Annotated in this window: 7 protein-coding genes; 6 read left to right on the forward strand and 1 reads right to left on the reverse strand. The window is 73.4% G+C overall.

Annotated elements, in window-relative coordinates; all coding sequences use genetic code 11:
- The first annotated feature begins 16 nt into the window (after positions 1-16).
- The 5 genes from BFF78_RS38930 to BFF78_RS38950 all read left to right on the forward strand — a co-directional run bounded on the left by BFF78_RS38930 (position 17) and on the right by BFF78_RS38950 (position 11012).
- A complete protein-coding gene (locus tag BFF78_RS38930) occupies positions 17-2083 on the forward strand; it encodes a CHAT domain-containing protein (protein WP_069782750.1) in 2067 nt (688 codons plus the stop codon).
- Complete coding sequence (locus BFF78_RS38935; RefSeq protein ID WP_069782751.1) at positions 2080-7167, forward strand: hypothetical protein; 5088 nt, start codon at positions 2080-2082, stop codon at positions 7165-7167. Before BFF78_RS38930 ends, BFF78_RS38935 begins: the two co-directional genes overlap by 4 nt.
- Positions 7164-8447, forward strand: coding sequence for a hypothetical protein (locus BFF78_RS38940; RefSeq protein ID WP_069782752.1), 1284 nt, complete (start codon positions 7164-7166; stop codon positions 8445-8447). Before BFF78_RS38935 ends, BFF78_RS38940 begins: the two co-directional genes overlap by 4 nt.
- A gap of 94 nt (positions 8448-8541) precedes the next feature.
- Entirely contained in the window at positions 8542-9447 is a 906-nt protein-coding gene (locus BFF78_RS38945) for an aldo/keto reductase (protein WP_069782753.1), read from the forward strand.
- Positions 9448-9509: 62 nt separating this feature from the next.
- Positions 9510-11012 (forward strand): ArnT family glycosyltransferase, encoded by a 1503-nt coding sequence (locus tag BFF78_RS38950; protein ID WP_069782754.1) that lies wholly within the window; start codon positions 9510-9512, stop codon positions 11010-11012.
- Positions 11013-11063: 51 nt separating this feature from the next.
- Here BFF78_RS38950 and BFF78_RS38955 read toward each other — a convergent pair whose 3' ends face one another.
- Entirely contained in the window at positions 11064-11435 is a 372-nt protein-coding gene (locus BFF78_RS38955; protein WP_069782755.1) for a winged helix-turn-helix transcriptional regulator, read from the reverse strand.
- 95 nt (positions 11436-11530) lie between these two features.
- Here BFF78_RS38955 and BFF78_RS38960 point away from each other — a divergent pair, with 95 nt between their 5' ends.
- The gene (locus tag BFF78_RS38960) at positions 11531-12370 is read left to right on the forward strand and encodes an SDR family oxidoreductase (RefSeq protein WP_069782756.1); all 840 of its coding nucleotides are present in this window, start codon (positions 11531-11533) and stop codon (positions 12368-12370) included.
- The last annotated feature ends 248 nt before the right edge of the window (positions 12371-12618 follow it).

Raw genomic sequence — 12618 nt, forward strand, 5'->3', positions numbered from 1 at the left:
TCCGCGGGGGGGCACGATGGCACAGGACACGGTGAAGACGCCGGTGGAAGCGGTGCTGCGGCTGGTCGGCGCGGCCGACAGCGCGCAGCCCGCAGTCGTAAAGCTCACGGTGGACGGCCGTCCGGTGGCGTCCGCCGCACTGGGCGACCTGGGGCACACCGAGGACCTCATGAAGGTCTTCGACCGCGGGGTCGGCGAACAGGACCGCGAACAGGTCGGCGAGCGGCTGTACGCCGCCCTGCTGGGTGGTGAACTCGCCGAGGAGTGGGCCGCGTTACGCATCGGCTGCGGCGGCCGCCCGCCGCTGCGCGTCCGGCTGGACATCCAGTCGCCCGGACTGCGCTGCCTGCCCTGGGAGTTGCTGCGGCACCGCGGTCAGTGGCTGTGGCGCCGGCCGGAACTGAGGTGGAGACGCGGCGCCGAGAACACCGAGGCCCCGGGGGAACCGTGCGAACTCGGGCCGCTGCGGGTGCTCGTCGTCGTGTGCCATGCGGCCCAGGACGACCGTCTGCTCGCCGAACAGGAGATCGCCGCCATCTCCGGCGCGCTGGAAGCGGTCCCGGGCCGCACCCATCTGGAAGTGCTCGACCATCCCGGCGACGCGGCTGAACTGTCCGACCACATCGACCAGTTACGTCCCCATGTGGTGCATGTGATCGGCCACGGCATGCCCCGCCCCGGGACCGGCAGCCCCGTGATCGTCTTCACCACGGCGGCCGGCGAGGGCGCGGGCGATTGGGAACTGGCCCCGGACGACGTCGCCGACCTCACCGACTGGAAGCCACCGCTGGTGGTGCTCAACGCCTGCCACCTGGGCAAGGCGGACCCCGCAGACTGGATCGGCGGCATGGCCCAGGCGTTCCTGGACGCCGGCACCAGAGCCGTCGTGTCGATGCAGGACGACATCGAGTCCGACGCCGCGGTGGTGTTCTCCGAGAAGTTCTACGCGGAACTGTGCCGCGTTCCCGGCGTGGACGAGGCCGTGGCCGCCGCCCGCACCGCCCTCGCCAAGCGCGCCCCCGGACAGGGCTCCTGGGCCCTGCCGGTGCTGCTGACCCGTACCGCCCCGGAGCAGGTCGTGCCCATCGAACGCCGGGTCCCGCCGGGCAACTCCGTCGACGAGCTCGGCACCCGCAAGCAGTACGTGGAACTGGGCCGCTTCGTGGGACGCCCCGAGGAGCGCCGGCGAGCCTGGTGGGCGCTGGACGACCCGTCGCTCGCCCCGCGCGGAACCGACCGGCCCGTGCTGGTCATCGGCGGGAAGTCGCAGACCGACGGCGAACGCACCGGCAAGACCTGGCTCACGAACTGGTGCCTGGTCACCTGGTTCCTGCGCGGGCACCACATCGTCTCGGTCGACCTGCGACAACCACTGCAACCGCCCGCACACCACCGGACGGCCGGGCGGCCCACCCGGCACAAGGACTGGCTGTCGACCCTTCGCCTGATACGCCAGGAGGCCACCTCCCCCCGCCAGCTGTGCCGGCTTCCCGAGGCCGCCTTCGGCACCTTCAACGCCGTACTCAACTGCTTTGCCGGATCGGGCGTCCTGCGTGACGATCCGGAACCCGAGGAGGACCGGTGGCAACCGTTCGACGACGACATAGGTGATCCGAACGACAAGCGGAAGGACCGCATCATGGCGGCGTTCCTCGACGCGCTGCGCACCGCCGCCGCCGGACGGCCCATGGTCGTCGCGCTCGACCACGCCGATGCCATCATGCGCGGCGCGTTCGTCGACGTCCTGTACCGGGGGCTCGTCGAACCGATCGCCTACGGCCGCGCCGCCCCGCTGCGCCTCATCCTGGTCGCCCGGGACGCCTGGCTGAGCGAGGCGCTGCCCGAGGCCGACTCGCACATGCTGGGCCGCGTCAGCGTCGGCGACTTCCGCAGCGAGCAGTTCCTGCGGCTGGCCAGGGCCTACGCGCGTCGCCTCGGCGTTCCCGCCGACGACCGGACCGTGGCCTTCCTGGAGTCCTACCGCGCCCTCATGGCCCCGCACTTCGGGGTCGAGACCTTCGACACTCTCACGCGGCTGATCCCCGGGTGGCGTGCGGCCGGAGCACAGGGAGCCATCCGATGACGGACGTCCTCGCGGACATCACCCGCCGGCTCGCCGCCGGCGAGACCCTGGAAGCCATCACCCGCTCCCTGCGCCCGCCGCAGTGGTCCGCCGTGCTTCGGGTCTGTGCCGTCGCCCGGACCTTCGACTCGGCCCTGTACCGGGCCGTCCTGGGGCCCGTCGCGGCCGGAGGCGGGCCAGGCCGGCCACCCGCGCTGAACGATCTGATCCACGAGGGAGCCGTGCACCCCGTGGGCGGTGTGCCGGGCACCTACACCCTGCCGGACACCGACCGCGCCGCCTACTTCCTGGACTGGATCATGCCGGGGTCCGGGGACGCCCTGCTCGCGCCCGAACTGCTGGACCTGGAACGGCGCATCGCCGCCCACCACCTGGAGTCCGGCGACCACGCCGAAGCCGTACGGCACCTGCTGCTGCCCGATCCGGAGGCCGCCCTGGCCCTGTTCGAGCAGCGGTTCGCCGAAGCCGACGAACGCCGTGACTTCGCCGCCTGCCAGGACCTCGTCGACGTGCTCGGGGACGCCGACCGGCTGCCCCACGCCGTGCCCGGCATCGCCGATCTGGGCATCGACCGCGCCGGATACGTGCGGGCACGTGACCACTGGGCCGCGGACTACGCCCGCTCCGCCCAGTTCCTCCAGCCCAAGGGACTGACCGACGACGCCGAGGAACTGCTCTCCGGGGGGCGCAGGGTCTGGCACGTGTACGCCCCCGGAGGCCGCGGCAAGACGATGCTGCTGCGCTGGCTCGTGGCCAGGTACTGCGTACCGGCCCCGCACGACGTCCCCTGCGCCCGCATCGACTTCGACGTCGTCAACCCGCACACGGTGGGCCGCCACCCCTGGCTGCTGCTCCTGGAGATCGCCGAGCAGTTCGGCCGCCGGCTGCCCGGCAGGGTCTTCGAGTCGCTCTCCGGGTACGACGTCTACCGGATCCTCCTGGACCGTCGGCCCTCCGCGCCGGCGCACGACGTGGCCGGCGCCGTCGACCGCCTGGACACCGCGGCCGTCGAGGCCGAACTCCTCGCGGCCTTCGCCGACCGCCTCAACCCGGCACTGGCCGGCCGGTCGGCCCTCCTGGTGGTCGACACCACCGAGGAACTGCTGCTGCACGGCCACCCGGAAGCCGAACGCATGCTGGGCATGCTCGCGACGCTGCTCCAACGCTGCCCGGGACTCCGGCTGATCCTGGCCGGCCGCTACAACCTGCGGGCGAGCATCCCCAAGGCCTTCCGGGCGTTCCCCCGGGGCAAGGTCAAACACATCGTGGTGCGGCCCTTCACCAAGACGCAGTCGCGGGCGTATCTGACCCGGGTGCGCGGCATCACCGACCGGCGCCTGGTGGGCGTCGCCACGGACAAGGCCGCAGGACTGCCCTTCCACCTCGCCCTGCTGGCCGACCTCGTCGAGCAGGAGCCGGACATCACCCCCGAGGAACTGACCCGCTGCGACGGGCCCCTCGTGCGCTACCTCATCGAGCGGGTGGTGCAGCGCATCGACGACCGCGCCGTGCGCTGGCTGCTGCGGTACGGCGTGATCCCCCGGCGCCTGCACAAGAAGGACGTGTTCACGGTGATGCGGTCCTGGCTCGCCCAGGGCATCACCGACCGCTCGCAGGTGGACGACCCGCGCCGGGACGACCACCATCTGCGGGGCCGTGACGACGTGTTCCCCTTCGTCACGGACGAGCCGACGGACGAGGAACTGGAGCGGGCCTGGCAGCGGCTCCTCGCCTACGCGGCCAAGTCCTCCTGGGTCTCGCGGCACCCCGGCGACGACGACACGGTGGTCTTCCACATCAACGTCCTTGCGCCCATGCGCCTGTTGGTCTCCGACCATCCGGTCTTCACCGAGCTGCACCGGGCGTTCGCCGCCCACTTCGACGCACTGGCCGAGGCCGACTCCGAGCAGTACGGCGCCTGTCTGCGGGAGGCGACCTATCACCGGTTCCAGGCGGGCGACCCAGGTGCGGTGCGGTGGTGGCGCGGTCAGGTCCTGGCGGCGAACCAGCGGCAGGACATGGAACTCGTCCGGGAACTGTGCGAGGAGGTGCTCGGCGAGGAGTACCTGGAAGGCGGGCAGCCCAGGCTGCGCACCGACGGCCGCCCGCTGATCAGCCGGACGGCGGTCGTCCATGCCCATCTGGGCGTCGCCATGGGGGTGATGGGCAGTCCGGGCACCGCCCTGCGCGCCCTCGCCAGCCCCTCGGACCCGGCCTGGAGCGAGGTGGAGCGTCATCTCGCGGTCGTCGACCGGCTGATCGGGGAGTCCGACGAGCCGATCGAACTGGGCGGGGCCGACATCTGGCTGCGGGTACTGCTGCTGATCGGCAGAGGGGACCTCGACAAGGCGGCGCGGCTCATTCCCTCCGTGCCCGTGACCTCGCTCGGCGCCCCGGCCCGACGGACACTGGAACTGCTGCTGACGGTCATGCGGCTCCAGCTGGACCGCCCCGAGGCCATGGAAACCTACCTGAACTGGGTGTCGACGGCACGGGACAAGGAGGACATCGGGCCGCTGACCGACGCCTCCACGGTGCTGGCCCGGGTCCTGCAGGACCACGGCCGGCCCGACGAGGCGGTCGCCCTGCTGCTGCGGCTGGTCACGGAGCGCGGGGACCTCGCCGGGTCGCCGGAGTCGCTGTGGAACCGCGCGATGCTGGCCCTGGTGGACGCGGAACTCCGGGGCGTCGCACCGGCGTCGGCACTGGACCGGCTGCAGCGCATCGATCTCGACGTACTGACCCGCGCCGAGGAGGTCGACGCGTGCCTGCACACGGCGCGCGCCCACCAACTGCTGGGCAGGTCCCGGCCCGCCTTCGAGGCCCTGGACCGGGCCGAGCGCGTCGCCCAGGGCATCGACGACTCCACCCGGTACGGCTGTCTGGCCGAGATCGCGCTGCACCGCGGGATGCTCCAGGGCAGGCTGCTGGCCGTGGACGGCGCCGAACGCTCCTTCGCCAGGGCCGGCGCGCTCTGGAGCGACCTCGGCTACCCGGACGGCCACCCCCGGTGCCTGCTGGAGCAGGCCCGGTTCCTCGCCCGCGATGTGGGCGACCTGCGCCGGGCGGCGCACGCCCTGCAGCGGCTGCGGAGCGTGGACACCAGCGGGGAGCACGCCGTCGAGGCGGCCCTGCTCTGGCATGTGCTCGCCGGCCTGGGACACGAGGCACCGGACACCGACGCGCTCGACGTGCCGCTGCGCTCCCGCAAGGACCTGCTCGACGGGGGTGTGCCGGCCGTGCTCGCCGATCCCGGCCGCGCCACCGAACTGGCCGAGGCCCTGGCCGAGGTGCGGTCACCGGGGCACCGGCTGAGCGTGCTGGCCGGGCTGAGTCTGTGCGCCACCCCCGAGCGTCCGGTTCCCGAACTCGACCTGCTCCGGCCGGTCTTCGCGCCGATGATCGAGGACGAGGCCGGCGACCTGGACCACCAGGTGCGGCTGGCCCTGCTCGCGGAGTTCGAGCGGGTCTGCGGGCGGCCGGAGACGGCGGCACGGCTGGTGGCCCGGGCCTGCTCGGCGCTGGCCGACACGGCCGGAGACGACCCGTTGCCGAAGTGGATGTGGGCCCAGGCCCAGATCCGCTGCGGTGGCGCACCGGAACGCGAGCCCGGCCGGTCGCTGTACCGCCGGGCCGACAAGGCGCCGCCCCTGCTGCGCGCGACCGCCCACTGGCTCGTCGCCACGACCGAGCCGGACGTGACGGAGCGGCGAAGCCTGCTGCGCGCCGCCGCCGAGCCGCTCAGCCAGGTGCAACGGCCGTCGTTCTGGGCCTGGCGCATCCTGCGGTCCACCGCTTCGGTGACCGAGGACGCGCTGCTCGAACAGGCCGCTGCCGTGATGGCCGAGGCACTCGGGTACCCGGTTCGGGAACCGGCACCACGTTCCCTGTCCTCGACCGTCGTCCTGTCGTCGGCCCACGACGAGGTGTTCCGCGTGGATCCCGGGCGGCAGGGCGCCCTCGCCCCGATGCCCATGGCCCACTCCCTCGCCGTCGACTGGCAGGAGGCCGTGACCGCCCATATGCCGCTGCTGCACCACATGACGCGAGCCATGACCCCCGTACGGGCCCTGCAGGTGCGGGCGGACGAGCCCTGGCTGCTCGCCTTCCCCTGGGAACTCCTCTTCCGGCACCGGCGTACGGCCCTGTACCGCACGCTGCCCCAGGCAGCGGAGATCGCGGACGTAAGGGCCGTACAGGCGGCCCTCAACAGCCGCTCGGAGACGAAGGTGCTCACCGACGGCGTCTGGGGCGCCTTCACCCTGACCGCCCTCAGGGTGGCCGCCGGGGTCTCGCCGCCGGGACTGGGTGCCCTGTCCATGGAGGCGGCCCTGGCGGCGTTGCAACTCGTCCAGGCGGCCCGCCGGCGGGCCCGGGAACGCACCGGCGCCAGGGCGGTGGTCGTCGCGTGCGACCCGCCCGCCGAGAACAGCTCCTTCGCGACGTCCGGGTACGCCTACGCGCGCTCCGTGCTGCACGCCTACACCACCCGCGACGTCCTCGCCCGCGACGTCCGTTCGCCCGGCAGCCTGCCCAGGCTCAAGGAACCGCCGGATGTCCTCCACGTGAGCGCGCCGCTGCGCCTGCGCGGCGGCGCCACCCCCTGTTTCGACCTGTCCTTCGGGGAGCTGAGCCCCAGGGAGCGGCTCAGCCGGACGGCCACGGGAGCCGACCTCGATCCCGGCAGGCTGGTCGAATGGCTGCGGCAGTTCGAGCCGGGCACCCAGCCGCTGGTGGTGCTCGATCCGCCCCGGCCGGCCTCGCAGGCGGACATCCCCCTGCAACTGGCCCTGCGCAACCTCTTCGCCGCGTCGCTGTTCTCCTCCGGATGCGCGCCCGCGGTGCTCGGCGTGGGCCTGCTGGGCAAGGGCAGGAACGCCCAGACGAACCTGGTGGCCCAGGCCGTCCGCGCGGAGACTCCGCTGCTGCGGCTGTACGAGGAACTGTGCGGCCGCGCCCCCGTCTCGGGACTCGCCGACTGGGGGGAGGACGAGCTGGAGCGCCACTGCGTCTCGCTGTTCGCCAGCCCGGCCGCCCTGTACCTGTCGGACCCCGACCGCGGACGGGAGACGACGAGCGCGTGAGCGACACCACCACGGCCCACGGCCCGGCCGCCGACGCCGGACACCGGGCGCGCCGCGACGCCGAGGTGCGGCATCTGGTCGCCGGGCTGGAGGCGGAGCTGGCCGAGTGGACGCGGGCCGGCGCGGACGGGGGCCCGCTGGAGAAGCACCAGTCGCAGATCGACAGCGCCGTCCGGGTCGTCGCGGGGGCCTTGGAGCGGCTGACCGAACTCACCCCGAACGAACGGCGGGAGAGGACTCCCGAGCTCGTCCTCGACCTCCACCACCTGTGGGACTTCTTCCGTACCAAGCTGCTGGTCCGGCACATTCCGCACCAACGGCGCTTTCTCGCGGTGGCCGACGAACTGGCGTGGGCCGTCTACGACCCGGTGCGCCGGTCGGCCGCCGCCCACCTGGCGCTCAGGGAACCGCCGCTCACCTTCCTCGACCGCCATCCGGTGCCGTTCGCCGCCGCTCGGGGCAGCGCCTTCGAGGAACTGCTGCCCTCGGGGGCACAGCGCACCCTGGCCGGCCGCCGGGCGACCGCGCACCTGCCGTTCCCGGTGATCGGCATCCCCTGGTCGGCGAGTCATCACCTGCCCTCGGTGCTCGCCGTCGCACACGAGACGGGACACCACATCGAGGACGACTTCGCTCTCACCGCCGCGCTCGGCACCCGGCTGCGGGAGCGCGCGGGACTGCCCGCCGACCGGCTGGCCCAGTGGCAGGGCTGGGCGGGCGAGGTGTTCGCGGACCTGTGCGCGACGCTGGCGTGCGGCGAGGCGTACGTCCGGGCCCTGGAGGACGCCCTCGCCGCTCATCCCACCGCGGGGGACGGCACCGCCGGCTATCCGCCGCGGGCCCTCCGGGTGGGCGTGTGCCGGGCCGCGCTCCAGGCCGGACCGGCCGCACCGTCCTGCCGTACCGGGGAGGACGCGGAGGCGCACGCCGTGGTGGAGGCACTGATCGGCGAGGGATTCGAGGAACTCGGGGGAGCCGGCCTGAGGTCCCTGGTGGGTCTACGGCGACCGGCCGAGCTGACCGAGGCGAGCGCGCGGCTCGCCGCCGGGCTGCGTTCCAAGCGGAGCGACGTGCCGGGCGTGCTGGCCGCGGCGACCCTCGCCTTCGTCGCCGATCCCGACCGGTACGACCGGCAGAACGTGGGCGAACGCGCCCTGAACGAAGTGCTCGCCCTCGTTCCCAGGGGCAGGCGCGCCGCCACGGCGACCGGCCCGCAACTCGCCGCCCGCGACAGTGCCGCCGGCCACGACCTGTTCGACCTGCTGCGGACCGCGCACTGACCCGCCGCCGGCCAAGGGGCGCCCGCCGGTAGCGCCCAGGGCCGGTGCGATATTCACCGGCGCAGGAGCCGGCGCTTGTGCGAGACTCCGCCGAATGACCGCTGAAACGATCACCGCGGACACCTCCGGCACCTTCAAGCTCGGCGACCTCCCCGTCCACCGCATCGGCCTCGGAGCCATGCGGCTGACGGGCAGCGCCGCCTTCCACCTCGGCACGCCCAGCGACCGCGCACGCTCGATCGCCGTGCTGCGCCGGGCCGTCGAACTCGGCGTGAACCACATCGACACCGCCGCCTTCTACTTCTCCGCCACACGCTCCGCCAACGAACTGATCAACACCGCCCTCGCCCCCTACGCCGACGACCTCGTCATCGCCGCCAAGGTCGGCCCCTTCCGCGACTACTACGGCGAATGGGGCACCTCGGCCCGCCCCGACCAGCTGCGCGGCCATGTCGAGGAGAACCTGCGCCAGCTCGGCCGCGACCACCTCGACGTGGTCTACCTGCGCCGGATGAGCCAGGACTCGATCGCCGAGCACTTCGGCGCGCTCGCCGAGCTGCGCGAGGCCGGCCTGATCCGGCACCTCGGCATCTCCGACGTCCGGCCCCACCACCTCGCCGAGGCGCTGGAGATCGCCCCGGTGGTCTCCGTACAGAACCGGTTCGCCCTGGACCGCCCCGACCCGGTCGGCGACGAGATGCTGCGTCTGTGCGGCGCGCACGGCATCGCGTTCGTGCCGTTCTTCGCCGTCGCGGGCGATGCCGGCCCGCAGGCGGCGGCGGACACCCACGACGACACCGTGCGCGACATCGCCACGGCCCACGGCGTGAGTCCCGCCCAGATCCGCATCGCCTGGACCCTGCACCAGGGCCCGCACGTCCTCGCCATCCCCGGCACCGGCAACCCCGACCACGTCGCCGAGAACGTCGCCGCGGGCGCCGTACGCCTCACCGCGGACGAACTGGCACGACTGGACGCCCTGCACACTTCGGCGAGTTGAGGCGCGCGGCTGCCGTCGCAGGGTCCCTTCTCCGGCCCCGCCCGAACTGTCAGAATGCCGACATGCACACTCGGGGGGATGCGCAGCCGTGCCTGCGGCCGTTCGCGGCGGGGCCGGTCGGGGGGGTCGCGGCCGCGGCCGCGACGTTACTGATCGCACTGTCGGGCCGCTACGGCTTCCACCGCGACGAGCTGTACTTCCTGCTCGCCGGCCGGCACCCGGCCTGGGGCTACCCGGACCAGCCACCCCTCACCCCGCTGCTGGCCAGGCTCGGCGCGGAGCTCTTCGGCTCCACCCCGACCGGCGTGCGGATCCTGCCCGCGCTGCTCACCGCGGTCACGATCACGCTCACCGCGCTGATCGCACGAGAGCTGGGCGCCGGACGCGGCGGGCAGATACTCGCGGCAGGAGCCGCGGCCTGCTCGGGCTACACGCTGGGAATCGGCCACCTGCTTTCCACCGCGACCTTCGACCTGACGGTCTGGCTGGCGATCATCCTGCTGACGCTCCGACTGCTGCGCACGGGCGAATTCCGCTGGTGGCCCGCGCTGGGAGCGTTGGTTGGGATCGCGCTGCTGAACAAGCTGCTGGTGCTGGGGCTGTTGCCGGCCCTGGCGTTGGGCGCGCTGACGGCCGGACCGCGCGGCTTCTTCGTACCGCGTCCACGCGCGCTGCTGGGCCCGCTGACCGCCCTCCTCGCCGCGCTGCCCTTCGCGATCCCGACCCTGTGGTGGCAGGCCGTCCGCGGGTGGCCCGAGCTGACGGTGGCTCACGGAATCAGCGCCGATGTCGGAATCGGCGGGCGCCTGCTCGCCCTGCCGATGCAACTGCTCCAGTTCTCCCCGGTGCTGGCACCCCTGTGGCTGACCGGGCTGAGCCGGCTGCTGCGCCGACCGGAGCTGCGCTGGGCCCGACCGGTCGCGGTGGCCTGGATGGTGCTGTGCCTGCTGGTGCTGGCCGGCGGCGGCAAGGGGTACTACCCGATTCCGCTGCTGTACGCGATCAGCGCCGCCGGCTGCGAGCCCTACGCCCACTGGATCCGCGAGCACCGCGCCAAGCTGGCAGGCGGACTGCTCGCGGCCCTGCTCACCAGCGCCCTGGCCGCCCTGCCGGTGCTGCCCGCATCGGCGCTGACCGTGCCGATGGCCGTCGACCCCGACCTCGGCGAGGAGGTCGGCTGGCCGCAGCTCGCACGCGCCACCGCCACCGGCTGGGAGGCGATCCCCGCCGACCAGCGGGCCACCGCCGTGCTGCTGACCGCGAACTACGGCGAGGCCGGGGCCATCGCACGGTACGGGCCCCCGCTCGGCCTGCCCGCACCGTACTCCGGCCACATGGGCCTGCACGCCTGGGGCCCGCCGCCGGCCACCGCCACCGGTCCGGTGCTGATCGTCCACCCGGCGGACGATCCCGAGATGGAGCAGCACTTCACCGCCTGCCACACGGTGGCGCGCGTCGACAACGGGCACGGCACCGCGAACCAGGAGCAGCACGCGGCCGTCGTACTCTGCGCAGGGCCGGACCGGCCATGGGCCGTGCTCTGGCCGCTGCTGCGCCGGTACTGAACACCCAGGTTCCGCTGCGCGTTCACCCGTACCTGGTCGGCCACGACCACGCTATCCCGCGCCGCGCGGCGACAGTTGCCGTGTAATCCGGTCGAGCAGCTCCGCCAGCGGCTCGCCGACGTCCCGCCCGAACTCGGTCAGCCCGTAGGTGACTTGGGGCGGGGTCGTCGGCTCGACCTCCCGCCAGACCAGGCCGTCCTGGACCAGCGCGCGCAGGGTCTGGGCGAGCATCTTCTCGCTGATGCCCTGGATGCTCTCGCGCAGTTCGTAGAACCGGAGGGCATTGCTCCGCAAGGAGATCAACACCCAGACGCCCCACCTGCTGGTCACGTGGTCGACGACACCGCGCGCGGGGCAGTCGGTGTGAAACACCTCATACCGCTCCCCGACCTCGGCCCGTATGAACTGCGCGCCTCCCGTCATGTGAGGAGCTTACCTGAAGGTATGTCCTTACCAAAAGTTAGCCCAGCTCCTAGCGTCAAGGCAGGCCACAGAGCGCATCGGACAAGGAGCTGATCATGATCGTGGTGACCGGGGCTACCGGGAATGTGGGCCGGCCGTTGACGCGGGCGCTGGCCGCGGCGGGCCGGCAGGTGACGGCGGTGTCACGGCACGCGGCGCCGGCGCCGGAGGGCGGCCGTCATGTGCCGGCCGACCTGTCCGAGCCTGCCGGCCTCGAGCCCGTGCTGGCCGGGGCGAAGGCGCTGTTCCTGCTGCTGTCCGGCGACATGCACGCCACCGGAGCCGGACCGGCCGGCATCATCGGCCAAGCCGCGGCCGGCGGGGTCCGCCGGATCGTCCTGCTCTCCTCGCAGGGCGTGGCGACCAGGCCCTCCGGCCCGACGCGGATCGCGCTGCGCGCGGTGGAGGACGTGCTGCGGGAGTCCGGCCTGGACTGGGTCATCCTGCGGCCGGGCGGCTTCGCCTCCAACGCCCTGTGGTGGGCCGAGTCCGTCCGCGCGCGGCGGGTCGTCGCCGCGCCCTTCGGCGACGTCGGGGTGCCGCTCATCGACCCGGCGGACATCGCCGAGGTCGCGGCGGCCTGCCTGCTGGATGACCGGCACACCGGCGGCGTGTACGAGCTGACCGGCCCGGAGGTGATCACGCCGCGCCGGCAGGCGGAGGCCATCGCCGCCGCGCTGGGCTCGCCCGTGCGGTTTCACGAGCTCACCCGCGAAGAGGCCAAGGCCGCCATGGCCCAGAGCATGCCGGCGGAACTCGCCGAGGACACCCTGACCATCCTCGGTGCGCCGAGCCCGGCCGAGCTGCGCGTCAGCCCGGACGTACAGCGGGTCCTCGGCCGCCCCCCGCGCCCGTTCGCCGACTGGGCCGCCCGTCATGTCGCCGCGTTCCGCTGAGACCGGTCGGCGCCGCTGGAACCGCCCGGCGCGCTCGGCGATCCAGTGCTGATAGCTGACAGTCGAGGAACGGGCGGCGGGCGGTAGGGCGGGTGTCCCAGCGGTGAGTACGGCGGGCCGCCCGGCACACTCCGGCGAAGCCGCCGCCTCCGGCCGCCGCCCCGGGGCCCAGGGTCCCTGGGCGGCGGCCCCCGGCAAAACGGCCCTCCCATAATGGGGGAGCGGGTGCACAGCCGTACGAAGGCGGG

This window comes from Streptomyces fodineus, assembly GCF_001735805.1.
Classification (GTDB): domain Bacteria; phylum Actinomycetota; class Actinomycetes; order Streptomycetales; family Streptomycetaceae; genus Streptomyces; species Streptomyces fodineus.